Genomic DNA, 21,086 nt, shown 5'->3' with positions numbered 1-21,086 from the left:
CTGATCAGGCGCTCGTCGTCTCGATGTCGGTGCGATGCGCAGGATTGAGCATCTCGGAGGCGAGCGGGAGCCAGAGAACGAATTCGGTGCCGCCGCCGGTTCTGCGTCGTGCAGACACCCCCCCCCGGTGGGCTTCGGCGATGGAGCGCACGATCGAGAGGCCAAGCCCGGTGCCGCGCTCCTTGGTCGTGTAGAACGCTTCGAATAGCTGATCGGCATTGTCTTCCGGAATGCCGATGCCTCGATCCGAAACGACGAGTTCGAGACCCTCGCCGGCGGCACGTGTCGTGATCGACAGCTCGCGATCCTGCTGCTCGGCATTTTCCATCGCGTCCAACGCGTTGATTGCCAAGTTGAGCAGTACCTGCTGCAACTGCACTTGATCCGCGAACACTTGCGCCTCGTTCGTGCCGAACCGGGTGTGCACGACGATGCCGCGGCGACGCGCTTCCGGGCGTACTAGCGAAGTCGCGCGCTCGAGCACGGTGTCGAATGTGACCGGTGCGAACGTGATGGCCTGCTTTTGGAGCAACGCGCGCAAGCGCACGATCACGTCGTTGGCGCGCAGGGCATCGCGTCTGACGTCGGTCAGAATCTCACGCAGCTCGGTGTCACTGTTGCCGGAGGCCTGCATCATCAAATCCGCCGCTTCAACGTTGCTGAGAATGGCCCCCAACGGCTGCCCGACTTCATGCGCGATCGATGCACTGAGTTCGCCCACAGTCGCAATTCTCGATGCCCGCGTGAGATCGGCATGACGCGTCGCGGCTTTTCGTTCGGCGATGCGCCGCTCGCGTCGCTGCCTGAGCATGGCGACAATCGTAAAAGCCTGCGCGCCAATGACGAAAAGCGCCACCGCCATTTCCTTCCAGTACTCCCGATAGGGCGGATGTGGGACGTTGAGCCACTTGCAGTCCGGGCCGAGAGACCGTTCGGAGATGCCGAGACGGTGTAGCACTGCGATGTTGGCGATACATCGTGCAGGTAACGCCGGTGCTACTGCGCCGGTTCGGAGGGTCTTGTCCCCCATGAGCATGCGCGCGGCTATCTCGCCCGTCATGCGGCCGTTTTCTTCGAGGTCATACACCGCGCCGGCCGCCGCCCCTTGGGCGATATAGTTGGCGTACCACCCGTAGATGGGCACCGGGGCGTCCTCGGCGATTCGGTTGACCAGTTCGAAGGGAAAGTAACGCCTGCCGCCCTGGTCCCGGTACTGGGTTCCATACAGGACTGCGGTGGTGCGCTTATCCAGTTTGGCCAGCCGGCTGCGAAGCTCCGGCACCGACAATCCCTCCCATCGCTCGATCGACCTCCATTTCTCGCGGCGCTGTGCCGCCGTTTCGACGATTTCGTCGGAGAACCGCGCGTCCACCTCTGCGCTTCCCCCGATGACAACCAAATGGGAGGCTTCGGGCTGAAGCGACTCGGCGATGGTCAGTGTTTTTCCGATCTCGATGCGGTACGGCATCATCACGAACGTAGACGGGAATTCGCCCGTCCGTCTTAGCCACGCTTCCGGGACGCTGGTGACCAGCACAGGCGTTCCCGGCCAGATGGCCGCGTGATGTGTGCGGGCAAACTCGGCCGCGTAGTTGCCGATGGCGATCACAAGATCGATGTGCTCGCTGTCGTACTTCTTGCGCAGCAGGGCAACGAGTTCTGGCGTGAGCCGGTCGGCACCGAATCGAAGACCGTCGAGCGTATCAAGGAAGGTTTCGCTGCCTAGCGGCAATTCGGCGTTCAAGACGGTGCGGATTGCCTGCGCCTGCATGAGCACCGCCGCTTGCAGGGGGTCACCGCCGGTGAGCAACACCACTTTTGGCGGCTCCGCGCCTGACGCCGTGGGCGTCACAAGACCGCACATGGTGAATATCACCAGTGATACGGTCCCCCGGATGGCGCGGCCGGCGATGCCGGTCACGACATTTGTACGGCCACGCCGGAGATTGGCTTCTCGGTGTGCCGGAGCAGCTCTGCCAGTGACGTGGCGCGGAATTTACGCATGATCTCCGCGCGGCACGTTTTGACGGTCCGCTCGCAGAGCCCCAGTTCTGCGGCGATCTGTTTGTTGCGCAGCCCCTTGGTGATGCCTTGCAGCACCACCTGTTCACGTCCGCTCAGCGTGGATTGGACGTCGTCCGTACAAGACGGTGTCGACTTACGCGGCACGAGGCTGATGGCGGTTTCCACCGCGCGCATCAGGGCATCGCGCTCAAACGGCTTGATAAGGAAATCCACGGCACCGGCCTTCATGGCTTCGACGGAGCGCGCCACGTCGCCGTAGCCGCTCATGAACACGACCGGCAGGTCCGACGCCTGACGCCGGAGCGCGCGTTGCAGGTCGAGGCCGTTGGGGCCACCCAACTCAAGATCGAGGAGAACGCAACCGGGGCGATCGTCCGGTTCACTCACGAGGAATTCTCCCGCGGACGCATATTCCTTTGTGTCATAACCCGACACACACAACAGGCGTGTCAGTGCCGACCGCATGGAGGCGTCGTCATCGACAACATGCACAACCGATTCACGACTGGCATTCATGGTATCTCCGCTTGGCTCGCGCGCTGAAAGAAATCTCCCCCGGGAGTTGAAAGAATGTTCGCCGGTGTGTAGGAATAATTCCGACGTGGGTAATTTAAATTATTGTGTTTTGAATAATAAATAACGATTCAATTTTTTGGGGTGATCCAGAGGCGCCATATCTAGAATTTCAAGATAGTTCAATTGATAGCATCTCTGAATAAATTCGTAAAGAGAGTTCGGCATGGGGCGGTGTGGTGGCGTGGCTTTTGGCGTGAAGTGACAGGTGCTTGGTGATTCGCGATTTCACTGCTTGTGATTCTCGCCGAGTGAAAATTTTGCAGATGAATTAATTTCTGATTGCCCAAAATGGACATGATTTTTGCCCCATGTACCTATGTTTTAGCCGCAGGCAAATGTTGAGAATGACTTCCGTGGTTATTTGGCCGGATGTCATAACGCTCACCCAATGTCTTTGCGGAGGACTCATGAAACGCCAGTTCGTAGTTGCCGTGATGGCGCTTGTTGCCGCGACCCTTGCCGGGACCGTGGCGCATGCGCAGTCGTCGCCACCGCAGCCTGCCGATGCAACGGCGGCCACGCGCGACGCGAATCAGAAGTTGCTGAACTTCCTGCCCTTCGCCAACAAGCAGGACTTCGAGGACATTCAACGAGGATTCATTGCTGAACTCCCGAATCCTGTCGTCAAGGGCGCCGCAGGCAACACGGTGATCGATCTCTCTCAGTACGACTTCCTAAAGAAGAACATGGCGGGTGAGGCGCCCCCGACGGTCAACCCTAGTTTGTGGCGGCAATCGCAGTTGCTGTCGGCGCAAGGCTTGTTCAAGGTGGTCGACGGTATCTATCAGGTGCGCAACGTCGATCTGGCCAACATCACGTTCGTGCGTGGCAAGACCGGCTGGATCGTGATCGATCCACTGACGTCCGTCGAGACGGCCAAAGCGTCACTCGATCTCGTCAACAGCAAGGTGGAGAAGCTCCCGGTCACCGGCGTGATCTTCACGCATAGTCACGTCGATCACTTCGGCGGTGTGCGCGGTGTGGTCGACGAAAAGGACGTGCGCTCGGGCAAGGTGCCGCTGGTGGCGCCCGAGGGCTTCATGGAAGAAGCGGTCAGCGAAAACGTGTTCGCCGGCACCGTCATGAGTCGACGGGCGTCGTATATGTACGGCAATTTGCTGCCGAAGGATCCGAAGGGTAACGTCGGCGGTGGCCTCGGTCTCACGACGGCAGCCGGCACGATTACGCTGTTCGAGCCGAGCAAGCTCATCAAGAAAACGGGCGAGACGCTGAATATCGACGGCGTCGACATCGTCTTCCAGATGGCACCAGGTACTGAGGCACCTGCGGAAATGCTGTTCTACTTCCCGCAGTTCAAGGCGATCGACTTGGCCGAGGACGCGACGCACACGCTGCACAACATTCTCACGTTGCGTGGTGCGAAGGTCCGGAGCGCGCAGAAGTGGTCCCATTACCTTGACGAGACGATTCGCCTCTGGGGCAACGACGCTGTCGTGTCCTTCAGCAGCCACCACTGGCCGCAATGGGGTAACGATCGTGTGGTGCAGCATCTTGAGAAGCAACGCGACCTCTATCGTTACATCAACGATCAGACGCTTCGCATGGCCAATCAGGGCATGACGATGCACGAGATCGCGGACAAGTTCCAGTTGCCCGATTCGCTGGCCAAAGAATTCTATAGCCGCGGCTATTACGGCAATCTGAAGCACAACGTGCGCGCGACGTATCAGCTCTACCTTGGGTGGTGGGATGGTAATCCCGCGAATTTCGACCCGTATGCGCCGACCGATGAAGCGAAGCGGTACGTGGACCTGATCGGTGCGGACAAGATGCTCACGGGCGCCAAGGCGGCGTTCGACAAGGGTGACTATCGCTGGGCTGCCGAACTGACGAACAAGGTGGTCTTCGCGCAGCCGACGAATCAGGCCGCCCGCAATCTCGAAGCCGCTGCGCTGGAGCAGTTGGGGTATCAGGCGGAATCGGGGCCGGCGCGCAACTTCTACCTGAGCGGCGCACAGGAACTTCGAGGCGGTGTGCATAAGGTGGCCACGCCGAATACGTCCTCGCCCGACATCATTCGTGGCATGACGACCGAGATGTTCCTGGACTTCCTCGCGATTCACTTGAACGGACCCAAGGCAGCGGACAAGGCGTATGCGTTCAACGTGACTTTCCCGGACACCAAGGAAAAGTACGCGCTGACGGTCAAGAACGGCGTGATGAACTACAGCAAGGACACCGTGTTGCAGAAGGCCGATGCCAACATCTCGCTGAATCGCACGACGCTGGACGACATTGCGCTGGGCAAGCTGAAGCTGGGGAATCTCGCGGAAAGCGGGCAGGTGCAGTTCGATGGCGACCGGGCGAAGTTCAAGGAGATGCTCGGTCTGTACGACAAGTTCGACTTCTGGTTCACGATCGCTGAACCGTGATCAACCCGGTGTAAGGCTGGTAGTGAGTCTCCTGAGCCCGTATGCGATGTGCGTACGGGCTTTTTTTCTGCAATGGGATATCGGCGTGTTTTCAAAGGCAATACGCCGATATTGCCCCAAAGTGCAACTTGGTTGCCCCTTCTCCTAATGGCAGCGCCTTGCAAAGTATTTGATGCTTTGCGCAGGCTGGACCGTCAAGTCAATGACTTATCCGCCGGAGGGTGGAGACTGCATGGAGAGCGGAGCAATGACCGTGTCGCGCAGAGAGTTTCACCGCATGAGTATGGCCGTCGTCGCCGGCTTGGCCGCAACAGGCGGGGCGCCCACCGTCGCCGCAGAGGGAGCGCCGGGTGGTCTGGCATCTGGGGCGGGCAGTCCGATGGAGCCCTCGGGCGGTCAGCCGCCGGCCGGCTCGTCCCCGTCGATCAAGGACTTCGACTACCAGATCAAGTATCAACGGGCATTTGAAGCGGTGCTCTGGAACATGCCCGCGATCGCCATCTATAGCTTTCGGCGGGCAGCCTTTGAGAATCTTGGCGTCAAAGACAACGACATCATCTCCTATTCGGCCCCGGCGACCCCGAAGCTCGAAGCCATCACGGCAAATAGCACGACGCCGTACATCACGGCCTTTACCGACCTGAGAAAGGGGCCCGTGGTGCTGGAGGTGCCTGCGGCCGGCGCCGAAGGAAGTGTGTATGGGCAAGTCGTCGACGCCTGGCAATTTACGATCGCAGACGTCGGCCCTTCGGGACTGGACAAGGGCAAAGGGGCGAAGTTTCTGTTCACTGCCCCGGGTTACAAAGGCGCGGTGCCCAAGCACTATCTCCATGTCGCCTCGCCCAGCTACCGAATCGCGCTGGCGTTCCGCTCGGTGCGTGCACCGGGCAAGAGCGCGACAGATGCCTATCGATATGCGCAGCGGTTGCGGATGTATTACTTGTCCGAGGCAGAAAGTCCCCCGAAGCAGCGCTTCATTGATCCCATTTCAGAGCGCTACCCGACGCTGCCGTATTTCGACGAGCGTCATTTCGACGACATGCACGCGATCATGAGCGTAGAGCCCGTCAACCCGCAGGACAAGATCATGATGGGAATGCTCACGTCGCTGGGCATTCAGAAGGGCAAGCCATTTGCGCCGGACGACGTCACGAAGAAGGCCATGCGTCAGGCGGCTATCGACGCTTGGTTTTACCTGCAATATTGGTACGACCACTTCCCGCGGGAAAAGCTGTTTTGGCCCGACCGGCACTACGCCTCGCTGCTACAGGGCGATGAGAACAAGCGGTTCACCTTCGTCTACGACGACCGGATTGATCTGATCAATCGCGCGGCAGAGTACTTCTGGTGCACTTACATGCCACAGGTGCTGGGCGCTGACCCGGCGACGCAGTATTTGATGGCGCTGGCGGACAGCAACGGCAATCTTCTCGAGGCGGGAAAGCTATACAAGCTCGACGTTCCCGCGCAGATGCCCGTCAAGCAATTCTGGGCGCTCACTGTCTATGACCGCGCAACCAACGCGTTCATTTACAGCGAGTCGAACCGCACGACGCTTTCCTCCTACGATCTGGACACCATGAAGCGCAATGCCGATGGCGGCGTAACGCTTTACGTCGGCCCCCGCGCCCCGGCCGGGCTTGAATCGAATTGGATTCCGACCTCCGGAAAGCGCCCGCTGCCTGCCATGCGCCTTTATGGGCCGACGGCCGCGCTGAACAACAAGACCTTCAGATTAGCTGACTTTCAACTGGCCTCTTGATCAGGTGGACAAATGAAATCGAACAAGCAAAATCAGTCGTCGCGTCTGTTGGCGGGCGCCATTACTGTCCTCTTGACGGGCATGACTGCATACGCTGCCAACGCGTCTGCGCAGAGCGCGCTCGCACAGACGCTGGAGGCGAGTCGCGACGCGTTGGCCTCGGCACCGTTCGCGGGGGACTTTCCTACCGCAGAGTCGGCGAAGGCACTCAGCGAAGAGCTGTATTTTCAACGGGCGGTCCAGGTCTACTTGTGGTCGCTGCCGGCCGTGAATCTGTACGCGATGAAGGAAGGGTCGGAGAAGACTTACGGTGCGGGATACAACGTGTTGCCTGTCTGGAAGCAGCGGCTCAACGCGAAGACGAAGGTGACCACACCCAACTCGGACTGTCTCTACGCGATGGGGTACGTGAACCTGGCCAAGGACGGTCCGATCGTCGTTGAGGTGCCGCCGAATACGCAGGGTATTCTGGACGACTTTTTCCAGCGCCCGCTGACCGGCCCAACCATCGCCGGCAAAGCGTACAGCGGCGACTTCGGGTTTGTCGGTCCGGACGGTGGCAAGGGGGGGAAGTATCTGATCGTCCCCTGGAACTACGATCGTCCGATACCGAAGGGCTATTACGTGTATCGATCTCGGACTGACAACGTGCTCGTATTCTTCCGCGTGTTCTTCTCGGACCCCAAGGATCTGAAGCCGGCTAATGATCTGGTTGCCGCGGCGCGCATTTATCCGTACGGCAAACGGGAGTCGGCCACGCCGATGAAGTTTCCGAACGGATCGACCGAGCCGGCTGACATGTTGTTCGCTCACGATGGCGCCTACTTCGACATGCTGGCGCGGTTTGTCGAGCAGGAGCGTGTCGACCCGGCAGACATGGATTGGCGCGGCATGATGGCGGCGATCGGCATACAGAAGGGCAAACCGTTTCAGCCGACGGCGCGACAACGCGCGCTTCTGGACAAGGCGGCCCGCACGGCGTTCAAGATGGGCAAGACGGAGATTTGGGACGGTCTGAGTACCCAGCCGGGCGGACGGTATTACTCGGATCGGCAGTGGGAAAACGTATTCGCAGGACAGAATCCGCAATTCCAGGCAAGCGGAACGTTCACCAACCTGATTCAGCGCAATGCCTATTTCACAACGGCGTATGCGGCCAGTCCGGGCATGGTGGTGGATATGGTCGAGAAGGGCGCTAAGTATCCTTCGACGTGGCGGGACTCAGACGGCAACTACCTGCAAGGCGGTGCGACGTATCAGCTCCATTTGCCGCCCAACGTGCCGGCAGCCAACTTCTGGTCCGTCACGGTGTATGACCCGATCACGGCGTCAGGGCTCGACAACGGACAGCCGTTGCCATCCCTGAACTCGATGGACAAACCGGCGCCGAATGCCGACGGCTCGTTTGACCTCTTCTTTGGTCCTAAGGCACCGCCCGGGAAAGAGGCCAATTGGGTGCAGACCGTCCCGGACAAGGGGTACTTCATCATCCTGCGGCTCTATAGCCCAAAGAAAGCGTTCTTCGACCAAACGTGGAAGCCTGACGACGTCAAACGCATTTCTCAATAACTGGGTGACAAGGTAACAAGGGGCGGGGGCTCTGCGTGGAGATTTACCGAAATCCCTGACGGCGTTCGTTGTTTTTCATCAATGGCCCCCCCGCCACCCAATCAGCACGTTTGCGTGCCGAAACGGCACGAAGACCGTTTTTATGCCGCCTACACTCCGCTTCCTGAGACTGGCTCGGTGTCCGCGTGCGACGCGCGCACGGCACCTACACTATCCCCAACGCCAGCGGATCCAGAGGAGCAGGCATGACCAGCAATTCCCGCGCCGCCACCCCGGCGCCCCACAACCCGTGGCGTGAAATCTGCGCCGCGAGTATCGGCAACGCACTCGAGTTCTATGACCTGCTGATCTATGGCTACTTCGCCATCGTGATCGGTCAGTTGTTCTTCCCCTCACACGACGCCACGACCTCGCTGCTGCTCTCCGTGGGCACGTTCGGTATCTCGTTCGTCACGCGTCCGCTCGGCTCGATCGTGCTCGGCAGCTACGCCGACCGCGCCGGCCGCAAAGCCTCGCTCACCGTGTCGATCGGCCTGATGATGCTCGGCACCGCCATGATCGCGTTTGCGCCGACGTATGCGCAGATCGGTATCGCCTCGCCGTTGATCATCATCGTCGCCCGCATGCTGCAAGGCTTCTCGACGGGCGGTGAATTCGGTGCCGCCACCGCCTTCATGGTCGAACATGCCGACGCCAAGCGTCGCGGTTTCTTCGCCAGCTGGCAGATGTCGACGCAAGGTCTGGCCACGGTGCTCGCCGCCGGTGTCTCCGCACTGCTCAGCATGCTGCTCACCGCCGATCAACTGAGTGCCTGGGGCTGGCGTGTCGCCTTCGCCGTGGGTCTGCTCATCGGCCCGGTCGGTCTGTACATTCGCCGCAATATCGACGAGACGGCCGACTTCAAGAAGCTGAGCCAACAGCAACGCGAGAAGTCGCCGCTGCGTGAAGTGTTCGGCCGTGACCGCGCCAATATGCTGCTCGGCGCCGGTGTGGTGGCCGCTGCGACGGCGTTCAACTACGTCCACAAGCTCTACATGCCGACGTATGCCGTCAAGCAACTGCACATTCCGGCGACGTCGTCGTTTGTCGGTGCGGTAGTGACGGGCCTGATGCTGATGCTCGCCGCACCCGTGGTCGGCCATCTGTCGGACCGCTTCGGCCGTATCCGCGTGATGCTGATCGCGCTGATTCTCGTGGGTGTGACGACTTACCCGCTGTTCGTGCTGCTTAACCTGTATCCGACGTTCCAGACGTTGCTCATGGTGCAGGCGCTGGTGGGCTTGCTCATCGCGGTCAGCCTCGCGCCGCTGCCGGCCCTGCTGGCGGATATTTTCCCGACGAGCACGCGCGGCACCGGTCTGGCCCTGTCGTACAACTTCTCGGTGACGTTGTTCGGCGGTTTTGCCCCGCTGATCGTCACGTGGTTGATCGACGCCACCCACAGCAAGCTCGCGCCGAGCTTCTATGTGATGGCCACCGCTGTGCTCAGTATCAGCGCCGTGATCGCGCTGGGCCGCCGCGTGCGTGCCGGCAAGATTGCCGGTATTCCGCACCGCGCCTCGCGTGCGTCGAAGGCTGCCTGAGTCTGTTGCACTGAGTCTGTTGTACTGAGTTTGTCGTACTGAGTTTCTTGTACTGATTTTTGCCGCAACGACGACGCCTGCCGCCTCCCCTGTGGCAGCGTCGTCGGCCTTTTTCGGCATCCCCTGTGGAGTCTTTTCATGACCACGCTCGAAGCGATCCGCGCCGCCCTGCCGGCGTACCCCATCGAAGTCTCGTTCCCCGACATTACCCGCTGGCGCGAAGGCAACACCGGCATCGACTATCTGCATACGTTCGATAGCGGCAAGCCCGGCAAGCACGTGATGATTCTCGCGCTCACGCACGGCAACGAAGTGAGCGGCGCCATTGCCGTCGATACGTTGCTCGCATCGGGCTTGCGTCCGGTCACGGGCCGCCTGTCGCTGGGCTTCGGCAATATCGACGCCTACGAACAGTTCAGCGCAGAGAACGCCGACGCGACGCGTTTTCTCGATGAAGACATGAACCGTGTCTGGACGCCGTCGGCACTCGACGGTGAGCGTCAGAGCCGCGAACTCACGCGTGCCCGCGCCATGCGTCCGTTTATCGACACGGTCGATCTGCTGCTCGACATCCACTCGATGCACGAAGCCTCGGCACCGCTGATGATGACCGGCCCGCTGGAGAAGGCGATTGCGCTGGCAGCAGAGCTGGGCACGCCGGAGCACGTGATCATCGACAAGGGCCACGCCAACGGCACGCGCATGCGTGACTACGGCGGCTTTGGCGACACGGCCAGCCCGAAGAACGCGCTGCTCATCGAGACGGGCCAGCACTTCGCCAAGAGCGCACGCGATGTGGCGCTGGATTCGGCAGTGCGTTTCCTGCTGCACGCGGGTGTGGTGGCGGAAGCCGACGTTGCCGAATTTCTCACGCAGACCAAGCCGGCCAAGCAGAAGTTTGTCGAGATCACGCAGCCGGTCGTGGCACGTTCGATGGACTTCCGTTTTTCGCAGCCGTTCACGGGGCTGGAAGTGATCGAGAAGGCCGGGACGGAAATCGCCCGCGATGGCGACGAGGTCATCGTCACGCCTTACGACAACTGCGTGATCGTGCAGCCGTCGATGCGCCACCTTGGCGTGAACGTCACGATGATGCGACTCGGCCGCTTGCTGGATCGCTGAGCGAACACGACGTGTGATGCACCGCCGATTGTCTGACGATCGGATGTGACAAGGGGCCGGCAAATTTGCCGGCCCCTTTGTCGTTTGACGGCGGACGAAGTGACAGCAGAACCCGTCAGAACGACCCGGCCAGTGAGCCGACGACGATCACGGCGACCAACGCGATCAGCGCGCTCACGATGCTGGTCATGACGATGTCGAGATAGCTGTCGCGGTGCGTGCTGCCGCATACGGCCAGCAGCGTGACCACGGCACCGTTGTGCGGCAGGCTGTCGAGCGTGCCCGATGCCATGACCGCCACGCGGTGCATCAGCGCTGGATCGATGCCGTGCTGTGCGGCAAGGCTCACATACGCGGGGCCGAGGGCGTCGAGGGCAATCGTCAAACCACCGGAGGCCGAGCCCGTGATGGCCGCCAGCAGATTGGCCGAAAGCGCGAGTGAGACGAGCGGGCCGCCGTCGATCGACAACACCCAGTCGCGTACGAGTTCGAAGCCGGGCATCGCGGCGATTACGCCACCATAGCCGACGAGGCTTGCCGTACACATGATCGGCAGCACCGACGCGTTGGCGCCCGCGTCCATGGTTTTGCGAAGTGCGGGAAGGCGTCGCCACTGCAACGCGATCAACACGAGAATTGCACTCGCGAGTGCGACGCAAACACCCCAGACCCCCGCGACGCTCTGTAGCGTAATGCCGCCCCAGCGGGGTTCGGCGAGATAGCTCGCATCGAGGCGCGGGAACACCAGCACGTTCATCACGAAGTTGCCGGCAATTACGACGACGAGGGGCAACGCGGCAGTGAGGATGCCGGGCAGCGCTTCGTTGCGATGTCCCTGTTCGATTTCTGCCGGGTCGAACTCACGGGCAACGCTGGCACGCTCGCGCACGACAGTAGGGTCGGCACGCTTGTCCCACACTTCGTTATCGGCATAGCCATGGCCTGCACGGCGAGCCTGTGCCTCGCGCCATGTCAGCCACCACAGACCGACGGCCAGCATGATGGCGGACGCCATCAGTCCCAGCCCCGGCGCGGCAAACGGCGTGGTGCCGAAGAAGGGCATCGGGATCGCATTCTGGATGGCGGGCGTGCCCGGCATGGCCGACATCGTGAACGTGGAGGTGCCCAGCGCAATCGCGGCAGGCATCAGACGTACGGGGATGTTTGCCTCACGAAATAGCGCATGTGCCATCGGTGCCAGCACGAAGAACGCTACGAACAGGCTCACGCCGCCGTAGGTCACCAGCGCGCCGCCCAGCACAACGGCCAGCATGGCGCGACGTGCTCCAAGCTTGTCGGTGAGAAAGGCAGCGATGGCGCGTACCGCGCCGCTGTCTTCCATCAGCTTGCCGAAGAGCGCGCCCAGCAGGAACAGCGGGAAGAACTGCGCGACGAAGCGTGCCGCGTTCTGCATGAACGTCTGGGTCCAGTGCGCGAGCACGGGTTCGCCCGAGAGCGCCGCAGCGAGCATGGCGGCGGCGGGGGCCAGCAGCAACACGCTCCAACCGCGATAGGCCAGCCAGACCAGCAGCAACAGACCAATGAGAATGCCGGCAAGCTCCATTCAGATTGACTCCATGAGCGCGTCCAGATCCAGCGACGAGCGTTCGCCCAGATCCGTGCCGTGTTGTTGGAGGAAGGTCTCGGCACAACGGCGTCCCTCGTCGCGCAGCATCACCAGAAAGTCCCACTCGGCGGAGAGTTTCGACGAGTAGCCGAGCGAGGTCATCATGTCGCTCGCAATGCGATGCATGCGCATTTGCGCCCAGCGGCGGCCCTCTGCCGTACCGGCATCGACCACTTGGCGCAGCACCGCGATCATGCGCAGTTCCTTGAGCAACGTGGCGTTGAACGAGACTTCGCTCACCCGGTTGAGAATCTCGCGCGCGGAGCGTGGGACTTCTGCGCGCTCGACCGGGTTGACCTGCACGAGAATCGTGTCGCGCGAGACGGTTTCGCGAACGAGCGGGGTGATCGTCGGATTGCCCGCGTAGCCACCGTCCCAATAGGCTTCACCGTCGATCTCGATGGCGCGGTAGAGCATCGGCAGACACGCGGTGGCGAGCAGCACATCCGACGTGATTTCGGCATTGCGAAAGACACGTCCTCGCCCGGTGCGCACGTTGGTGGCGGTGATGAACAGCTGGATCGGGCAAGTGGCGATGGCGTCGAAATCGATGTGATCGGCTAGCAGGCTGCGCAGCGGGTTGTATTCCAGCGGCGCGAGATCGTAGGGCGACACCACACGTGCGGCGAGATCGAAGAGGACGAAGAACGGGGAGTTGTCGAGCGACCAGCGGCCGAGCACGACGTCGAGCGGTGTGCGGCGCAGTGGACTGAAGCGGCCGGCGTGCGCAACGTCTCGCCAGAATTGCTCAAGGGCGCCGCGTGCGGCATCGGGGCCGCCGCGTGCGAAACCGGTCGCGAGTACGGCGGCATTCATCGCGCCGGCGGATGTGCCGGAGATGCCTTCAATACGCAGCGATGCCGTGTGGGTGGTTGCTTCGAGCAAACGGTCGAGCACACCCCAGGTGAACGCACCGTGGGCGCCCCCGCCTTGCAGCGCGAGGTCAATGGGAAGTGGTGAGGTGGTACTCGGGTGACGCGGGGTACTGTCTCGTGGAGCGCGCGGCATGATCCCTCGGCGATGCGGCGCCGCGCTGACGGGCGCTGGCCGCGTGGGTCGGAACGAGAGTACGGTTGCAGACGCTACGTTGTTTGCGGTGCAACAAAGCCACTGTCTCAGATAACCGTGAAATCGGCAACCTTACGGGTGGACACGTTGGGAAGGTTGGACGCGGGCGGTTACGCCTCGTCGATCTGCGGCGGTTTGCCGCGGCGCAGGCTGAGTTGGGCCAGCACGTCGGCGTGCTGATTGCCCCAGCGGTAGAGCATTTCGATGGGTTCGATGAACAGCTCGCCCAGCGGCGTGAGCGAGTATTCGACCTTCGGCGGCACGACGGCATAGACCTCGCGATGGATCAGCCCGTCACGCTCAAGCTCGCGCAAGGTCTGCGTGAGCATCTTCTTCGAGATACCCGGCAGGCGGCGCTGCAACTCGCCGGTGCGCGTCGTGCCGCACTGCAACGCGTACAGAACCATGCTCGTCCATTTGACGCTGAACAGCTCCAGCACGCGGCGCGGCACGCAGGTTTCTTCAAAAACGAAGGGTTCGGACTTGCCCATGGTAACCAAATGGTGACTATTCAACTGAAAGGTGCCTACTGGGGATTTCGGCCCTTCGTCACTATACTTTGAGCCGATAGTGCGTGTCACCCATTGCAAAGCGCCGGGCCTACGGCTGGAAGGCTGGCCGCTTGCGCTTATCCGACACGTCACGTGAATGGAGACCCTCATGAGCAGTTTGTCGAAAACGGCCCTTTCGATCCTCGATCTGGTGCCGGTGCGCGCCGGTGGCACGGTGGCCGAAGCCCTCAAGCAATCCGCCGAACTGGCACAGCATGTCGAGCGGCTGGGATTCAACCGGTTCTGGCTGGCCGAGCATCACAACATGGACGGCATTGCCAGCTCGGCGACCGCGTTGCTGATCGGCCATGTCGCGGGCAAGACGTCGCGCATTCGCGTGGGCTCGGGCGGCATCATGCTGCCGAACCACCCGCCGATGGTCGTCGCAGAGAATTTCGGCACGCTTGCGGCCTTGTACCCCGGACGTATCGATCTCGGACTGGGACGTGCGCCCGGTGCCGATCAGGCCACCATGCGCGCGTTGCGTCGCGACCGCTTGTCCAATGGCGACGATTTCCCGGAACAGGTGGCCGAGCTGCGTGCATTGCTCGCGCCCGCACAACCGGGGCAGCGGCTCGTGGCGACCCCCGGTGCCGGCAGCGATATTCCCGTGTGGTTGCTGGGCTCGTCACTGTTCTCGGCACAACTCGCGGCGCATCTGGGGCTGCCGTATGCGTTTGCCTCGCACTTTGCGCCGCGCTTCCTCTTTGACGCGCTGCGCCTGTATCGCGAGCTGTTCCGTCCGTCTGCGGTGCTCGACAAGCCTTACGTGATGATCGGGGCACCGGTGATAGCGGCCCCGACGGATGAGGAGGCGGCCTTCCTTGCGACGTCTTCGCAGCAGAAGATTCTGGCGCTCATGCGAGGGCAGAGCCTGAAGCTGCAACCGCCGGTCAACGACATGGATCAACGTTGGGACCCCGCCGAGCAGCACTCGGTCGAGGCATTCCTCGGCGTGTCGGTGGTGGGTGGCCCCGAGCGAGTGAAGGCCGGGCTCTCGGAGCTTGTCGAGCGCACGCAGGCCGACGAACTCATGCTCGTGACCGATATCTACGATCCGGCGTTGCGCCTGCGGTCGTGCGACATCGTGGCGTCGGTCTGGAAGGATTGATGACGGGAGAGGTGCGATGCGGACGATGGCGTCAGCGTTACGCGTGACGTCGCCTGTGCGCGCAACGAGGATCGGCCGCCGCCGATCCTCGCGAATCGATCAGCGGAAGCGCCCGATCGAGAACGGCGAGAGGTCCAGCAACGGACGCTCGCCGGCCACCAGCGCAGCGACGGCGCGTCCGGTCGACGCGGCGGCCGTCAGACCGACGTGGCCGTGGCCGAACGCGTAGAAGGCGTTCGGTACTTTCGATGCGGCACCCAGCACTGGCAATGAGTCCGGCGTGCTGGGCCGGAAACCTTGCCACCGCGCACCGTCGACCGATTGCGTCGACTTTTCGCCGGCCACAGCCCCCGGAAACATCTTGTGCAACTGGCGCAGCAGCAAGTCGGCGCGACGCCAGTTCGGCGGCGCTTGCAGGCCAGCCAGTTCGACCGTGCCGGCACCGCGCAGGCGGCCAGTCATCGGCGTGGCAAACAGTTTTCCCTCTGCCCACATCACCGGACGCGACGGCATTTCTACCGGCGCCGGTATCTCCACGTGATAGCCGCGCTCGGTGTCGAACACGATGCCGTCGCCCAACTGCCGGACGAAGGGCGCGGACCATGCACCCGCTGCCACAACCACCGCGCGTGCTTGTTCGCGGCCCGCTTCGGTGTGAACGGCAACGACTTGTGAACCGTTGGTCTCGATGGCCTTGGCCGCCGAGTCGACGATGCGTCCGCCGCGTGCGACGACTTGCGCCGTCAGACGGGCGAGCAACGCCCCCGGGTCCGACGTGTGGCCCGTCTCGCTGATGTAGCGGGCCCCCACGAAGTCATTCGATAGCGTGGGTTCGAACTCGCGTAACGCAGCGGCGTTCAGTGTCTCGATCTGTACGCCATTCTCGCGGCGCAACGCCATGCCGCCTTCGTCGCCCTGCATGCCGCTCTCGCTGGAGTAGGCGATGAGATACCCGCGTCGCGTGACGAGATCGTTCGCGTTGGCATCATCGAGCAAGGGCTGATAGGCGTCGAGCGCTGGACCGAGCAGCGCACGCAATGCGCGCGCTTGCGCTGCCACCCGGGCGGGTTGGCTGGCCGCCACAAATCGCATCAACCAGGGGACCATGCGCGGCAAGTACGACCAGCGCAGCACCAGCGGGCCATCCGGTTGCAGCAACCAGCCGGGCACCTGCCAGAGCACACCGGGCATGGCGATGGGGACGACGGAGGAACCGTTGATGCAGCCCGCATTGCCGAGCGACGCTGCCTGACGTGCCGACTGTCGATCGACAATCACGACGGGGAGACCCGCTCGCTGGAGATAGGCGGCGGTGCACACGCCGACCAGGCCGCCGCCGATGACGACGACCGGACGCGAATCATTCATGAAGCAGTCCTGCGAAAGCACGAAAGCGGCTAGTGTACTGCGTCGGATACGCGTGTCCGGCGCCCGTCAAAAATAGCGCCCGGCGCACACCTGCGTGGCCGGGCGCTGAGCGGACACCGAGCGGACGCTGAGTGGACGCCGAGGTCGATCCTTCAGATCATCTCCAGTGCCCGCTTGCGCGATGGCGCTTCGAAATGATGGTTGAGCGCCGAGAGTTCTTCGGGACTCAGTACGAGATCGTGGGCAGCGCGATTCGCGCCGACGTGGGCTTCGGAACTCGCCTTGGGAATGGCGATGACCCCCGGTCGATGCAACACCCACGCCAACGCGACCTGAAGCGGTGCCACGTTGTGCGCGCGCGCAATGTCACCGAGTATGCCGCTGGTCGGCAGGCGTCCCTGTTCGATGGGGGAGTACGCCATCACCGGCAACTCGCGCTCGGCAAGCCATGGAATCAGGTCGTATTCCGGCACGCGCCGCGACAGGTTGTACAGCACCTGATTCGTCACGCACTCGTCGCCGCCCGGCGTATCGAACAACTCCTCCATGTCGTCGGTGTCGAAATTGCTGACGCCCCAATGCCGAATCTTGCCGGCGTCGCGCAACGCTTCGAAACCTTCGATCGTTTCTTCGAGGGGCACGGTACCGCGCCAGTGCAGCAGGTAGAGATCGAGGCGATCCGTGCCCAGCCGTTCGAGACTGCGCTCACAGGCCGCGATTACGCCGCGTCGCGAACCATTGTGCGGATAGACCTTGCTCACGAGAAAGACCTGATCGCGCAGGCCGTCGAGTGCCTCGCCGACCAGACGCTCGGTGGCACCTTCGCCATACATCTCGGCGGTGTCGACCAGCGTCATGCCAAGCGAGACGCCGTGACGCAGTGCCGCAATCTCTTCGCGGCGGCGCTCCGGTTTCTCTCCCATCATCCAGGTGCCCTGTCCCAGCACGGGCACTGCCTCTCCGTTCTGAAAAGTGACCGTTCGCATGTCGTGTCCTCCATGGTTTTGATGGCCATTATCGACCCGGATGTCGAGGCATGACCAGCGCAATGAGGGGTTCTCGCAACACTTTGCGGCGCTGTCCGAGTGTTTTGCTCGGATAACTCCGAAACACGATACGGAAAACACCGCTATTCCCTTCGGTCGCGATTTCTCTCGGATAGTTCACAGACTTTTGGCTGCGTCGTCGGGATACGCTTGCCTCACCGATGCGCACGGCAAATGTTGCTACGCAGCGAGACGGCTCGGGAGTGGCTTTGGCTGTGTGCGTCGGACCTGAAGTGGGGGCCGGTGAAGGGGCCTGTGTTCGGGCAGACGGCAAAAAAGAAAGCCCCGCAAGCGGGGCTTAAGGCCGGCCGAGTGGAAGCCGGCCAAGGAGGGTTATTCGGTGCGATGGCACGGCAGGTGCCTTGCGTGCTCGCCAGCAGGGGTAATGCGGTTGCCGACTCGCGAGGCGTATTTTCAGCATGGATGACCCAATGGTGAGGAGGAGGATTCTTAATCTTTAGGAGAAACTTGAAGTAACAATTGAGACCTTTTCGCGTCACAGGTGCGAAGTGATAATGTTTTTGCCGTCGTCAGAAAAGGAGTCCCCCGAATATGGACAAGGCGATCAAGTCCGATCCGTCCCGCCAATCCGTCGCAGCGCTCGCGCCGTTTGACCGCTATACGCCGCCCGCCATCTTTTTTCACTGGGCGATTGCCTTGCTGATCGTAGTGGCGTACGCCGCCGTGATTGCCAAGGGCTATCTGCCGCGTGGCAGTGCACCCCGGGCGCTGTCGATGGTGATTCACGAATGGGCGGGGATGACGGCGCTGGTGCTGGCCGTGCCGCGCTTGCTGTGGCGTCTGGTGAAGGGCGCGCCGTCCGCGCTACCCGATCAGGGTTGGCTGGTGCGCACGGGGTCGGCCGTTGTGCATCTTGCGCTCTACCTGTTCATCTTCGCGCAGCCGATTCTGGGATTCCTGACGCTCAACGCAGGCGGACATGTGCTGACGATTCCGGGGCTGGATATCGCACTGCCGCAATTCATCGACAAAGACGTGGCGACGCGGCGCTCGATCAAGGAGATTCACGAGACGATCGGCACGGCGTTCTACTGGGTGATCGGCTTGCATGCGCTGGCCGCGTTGTGGCATCACTACTTCCGCCGGGACAACACCCTGCGGCGCATGCTCTGACTCAGCGCGCGCCGCAGGTGCCAGGTGTCAGAACATCAGCGCATCAGAAGGTGAAGCGAACGCCGGCGAAGACGCTGCGCCCATCCCCCGGGTAGAACACGGCAGTGTTGGCCGTGCGCGCGTCGGTCACGGTACTGAAGTCGGACACGTAGCGCTTGTCGGTCAGATTGCGGGCATCGACGTAGAACGTGACGCCGCGTTGCACGAGGTACGACGCCTGCAAGCCGATCAGCGTGTAGCCCGGCACCCGCATCGTATTCGCGTAATCGACCCACGCACCGGTCGGCACCCAGTCGAGTGACGCAGCAATCTGGAAGCGATTGGTCAGCGCGTAGCCCAACGTCGTGCGCAACACGTTGGTCGGCACCCCGGCGATGTGATTGTTGCCGTACTGCGGATCGTTGCGGAAGCGGAAGTCGCTGTAGTTCCAGATCTGCGACAGCGTGATGCGATCGCCGGTTGCGACGACGTCCTTGAACAGATCGAACGATGCGCCGACTTCCAGCCCTTGCAGCACCGTCTTGTTCGCGTTGAACGTCGAGGCGGGAATGTCGGGTGACGTCGTGTATTGCAGCAGTTGATCGCGCACCAGCGAGCGGTAGGCCGTGACGTCCCACGCGACGCCGCCGAGCTTGCCGCGCGTGCCGGCTTCAACTGTCCACGCATGCTGCGCCGCCAGCGGCACGAAGCGTGAGGTCGCGCCGAAGGTCTGCGACAGGTCCGTGAAGTCGGGCACGTCGGCGCTGCGCGTGATGTCGATGAACGCCTGCACATCCTTGCGCGGTTCCCACAGCAGACCGATCTTCGGATTCACGCCCGAGTACGCGGCGCTCGTCGAACGGTAGTTGGGATCGCCGGGCAGGCCGCCGTAGTCGACATATTGACGCACATCGCGATACGCCTTGGCGCCGATCATCAGGCCGACCGTCGGCAGGAAGAACAGGCGGTTTTCGAAGTACGCCTCATAGTTGTACGCGCTTTGCCGTGAGTTGAGTGTTTGCGCGCCGCGATTGCCGTTCACGTTGACGTACTGATCGGCCTGCGTGTTGCCGCCGAAGAAGCGGGCGCCGACGATCAGGTCGTTGCGCATGCCGGCAAGCGTGAGGTTGGCGGTATAGCGCGGTGCGATGCCGTACGTCCAGCCGTCCTGATCCAGCGCCTGAAAGATCGGGTGGTACAGGCTCTTGTGAATCACCCACGAGGCGATGTCCAACTGGCCGACGTCGAGACGGATGGTCGTCAGGTTGCCGATCCGCTCGGTGCGCGTGTTGCGGGCCTGATCGCCCGAGACGGCCGATGCCGCTGCCTTGGTCGGGTTGTTCAGTGCGTCGAACAACGAGAGCGTGCCGGGCAGCTTCTGATCGACGATATAGGCGCCGAAGAAGAAGCGCGTTTCAACGCGCGGCGAGAACTTGTAGCCGATGTTGGCGTTGAACTGGGCATACGTGCCCTTGTCATGATCGCGATACCCGTCGGCACGGTTGACGGTAATGGTCGCGAGCGCATCGAGCGGCCCGAAGATGCGCGACATCTGGCCGCTGGCGCGCACATTGCCGAAGCTGCCGCCATCGATGCGGAACTGGTTCGGTGCCTCGGCGGTGTAGGCGGTGGGCGTGACGAAGTTCAGTGCGCCGCCCAGTGTGGTGGCGCCGTAGGCGAGGCCGTTGCCGCCCTTGTAGATTTCAGTCGAGCGCAGGCCCAGCGGGTCGATCTGGTAGTAGTCGCCGCTGCCGTCGGCGAGATTCGTGGGGATGCCGTCTTGCAGGATGTCGAGACCGCGCACGTGGTAGCCGCGCGCGATGCCCGAGCCGCGAATCGACAGGCGCAGTTCCTGCCCGTAACGGCTTTGCACGTAGACGCCGGGGGTGTCTTTGAGCACGTCGCGCAGGTTGAATGCGTAGGTGTTCTGGTACGCGTCGGCGTCGACGAAGGCGACTGAGCCCGCCGTCTGGAACAGGTTGGCCTTCTGCTCTTCAACGCTGGGGGACGTCAACGATTCAGCGGGCGCATTGACCGTGGTGGTCGGCAGCGTGGCGACCGGCGCGCCGGATGTCTGGGCGAGTGCATTGCCGCCCAGCGAAGCGAGGGCGAGTGCGATGGCCGTTTGCAACGGCTTCTGTGTGATGGGACGTAGCATGAGTGTCTCTCTGG

At 62.3% G+C, this 21,086-nt stretch carries 15 protein-coding genes; 7 read left to right on the top strand and 8 right to left on the bottom strand.

Annotation, left to right across the window (positions count from 1 at the left end):
- Window positions 1–4 precede the first annotated feature (4 nt).
- Together CDV44_RS18885 and CDV44_RS18880 are read right to left on the bottom strand one after the other, a co-directional pair.
- Window positions 5–1,921: a sensor histidine kinase gene (locus CDV44_RS18885; protein WP_087689612.1), complete on the bottom strand. Its 1,917-nt coding sequence runs from the start codon at window positions 1,919–1,921 to the stop codon at window positions 5–7.
- Window positions 1,918–2,541 carry a response regulator transcription factor gene (locus CDV44_RS18880; protein ID WP_087689610.1) on the bottom strand — a complete coding sequence of 208 codons (624 nt, stop codon included), beginning with the start codon at window positions 2,539–2,541 and terminating at the stop codon, window positions 1,918–1,920. Before CDV44_RS18880 ends, CDV44_RS18885 begins: the two co-directional genes overlap by 4 nt.
- A gap of 467 nt (window positions 2,542–3,008) precedes the next feature.
- Here CDV44_RS18880 and CDV44_RS18875 point away from each other — a divergent pair, with 467 nt between their 5' ends.
- The 5 genes from CDV44_RS18875 (at window position 3,009) to CDV44_RS18855 (ending at window position 11,030) form a co-directional block, all read left to right on the top strand.
- Window positions 3,009–4,994, top strand: a complete 1,986-nt coding sequence (locus CDV44_RS18875) for an alkyl/aryl-sulfatase (protein ID WP_087689608.1) — start codon at window positions 3,009–3,011, stop codon at window positions 4,992–4,994.
- A gap of 232 nt (window positions 4,995–5,226) precedes the next feature.
- Window positions 5,227–6,756, top strand: coding sequence for a DUF1254 domain-containing protein (locus tag CDV44_RS18870; RefSeq protein WP_249277621.1), 1,530 nt, complete (start codon window positions 5,227–5,229; stop codon window positions 6,754–6,756).
- A gap of 12 nt (window positions 6,757–6,768) precedes the next feature.
- Window positions 6,769–8,325, top strand: coding sequence for a DUF1254 domain-containing protein (locus CDV44_RS18865; protein ID WP_249277620.1), 1,557 nt, complete (start codon window positions 6,769–6,771; stop codon window positions 8,323–8,325).
- A 245-nt stretch (window positions 8,326–8,570) separates the two neighbouring features.
- Window positions 8,571–9,908: an MFS transporter gene (locus CDV44_RS18860; RefSeq protein WP_058377298.1), complete on the top strand. Its 1,338-nt coding sequence runs from the start codon at window positions 8,571–8,573 to the stop codon at window positions 9,906–9,908.
- A gap of 138 nt (window positions 9,909–10,046) precedes the next feature.
- On the top strand, window positions 10,047–11,030 hold the full coding sequence (locus tag CDV44_RS18855; RefSeq protein WP_058377299.1) for a M14 family metallopeptidase: 984 nt from the start codon (window positions 10,047–10,049) through the stop codon (window positions 11,028–11,030).
- A 115-nt stretch (window positions 11,031–11,145) separates the two neighbouring features.
- On the opposite strand, the gene CDV44_RS18850 is transcribed toward CDV44_RS18855, so the two are convergent.
- From CDV44_RS18850 to CDV44_RS18840, 3 genes are all read right to left on the bottom strand, one after another.
- The gene (locus CDV44_RS18850; RefSeq protein WP_087689604.1) at window positions 11,146–12,594 is read right to left on the bottom strand and encodes a GntP family permease; all 1,449 of its coding nucleotides are present in this window, start codon (window positions 12,592–12,594) and stop codon (window positions 11,146–11,148) included.
- A complete protein-coding gene (locus CDV44_RS18845; RefSeq protein WP_087689602.1) occupies window positions 12,595–13,665 on the bottom strand; it encodes a patatin-like phospholipase family protein in 1,071 nt (356 codons plus the stop codon). It lies immediately after the preceding gene.
- Between the two features lie 170 nt (window positions 13,666–13,835).
- Entirely contained in the window at window positions 13,836–14,216 is a 381-nt protein-coding gene (locus CDV44_RS18840) for a helix-turn-helix domain-containing protein (RefSeq protein WP_058377302.1), read from the bottom strand.
- Window positions 14,217–14,385: 169 nt separating this feature from the next.
- Between CDV44_RS18840 and CDV44_RS18835 the strand changes: the two genes are divergently transcribed.
- Window positions 14,386–15,387: an LLM class flavin-dependent oxidoreductase gene (locus CDV44_RS18835; RefSeq protein ID WP_058377303.1), complete on the top strand. Its 1,002-nt coding sequence runs from the start codon at window positions 14,386–14,388 to the stop codon at window positions 15,385–15,387.
- Between the two features lie 99 nt (window positions 15,388–15,486).
- Here the strand turns inward: CDV44_RS18835 and CDV44_RS18830 are convergent, their stop codons facing one another.
- Window positions 15,487–16,755: an FAD-binding oxidoreductase gene (locus tag CDV44_RS18830; RefSeq protein ID WP_087689600.1), complete on the bottom strand. Its 1,269-nt coding sequence runs from the start codon at window positions 16,753–16,755 to the stop codon at window positions 15,487–15,489.
- 152 nt (window positions 16,756–16,907) lie between these two features.
- Window positions 16,908–17,741 carry an aldo/keto reductase gene (locus CDV44_RS18825; RefSeq protein WP_087689598.1) on the bottom strand — a complete coding sequence of 278 codons (834 nt, stop codon included), beginning with the start codon at window positions 17,739–17,741 and terminating at the stop codon, window positions 16,908–16,910.
- 612 nt (window positions 17,742–18,353) lie between these two features.
- Between CDV44_RS18825 and CDV44_RS18820 the strand changes: the two genes are divergently transcribed.
- Window positions 18,354–18,935 (top strand): cytochrome b, encoded by a 582-nt coding sequence (locus tag CDV44_RS18820; protein WP_087689596.1) that lies wholly within the window; start codon window positions 18,354–18,356, stop codon window positions 18,933–18,935.
- A gap of 43 nt (window positions 18,936–18,978) precedes the next feature.
- Here CDV44_RS18820 and CDV44_RS18815 read toward each other — a convergent pair whose 3' ends face one another.
- Window positions 18,979–21,072 carry a TonB-dependent receptor domain-containing protein gene (locus CDV44_RS18815; protein WP_087689594.1) on the bottom strand — a complete coding sequence of 698 codons (2,094 nt, stop codon included), beginning with the start codon at window positions 21,070–21,072 and terminating at the stop codon, window positions 18,979–18,981.
- Between the last annotated feature and the right edge of the window lie 14 nt (window positions 21,073–21,086).

This window comes from Pandoraea sp. PE-S2R-1 (assembly GCF_002179865.1).
Lineage (GTDB): Bacteria > Pseudomonadota > Gammaproteobacteria > Burkholderiales > Burkholderiaceae > Pandoraea.
This window is presented reverse-complemented; position numbering and strand designations above follow the sequence as displayed.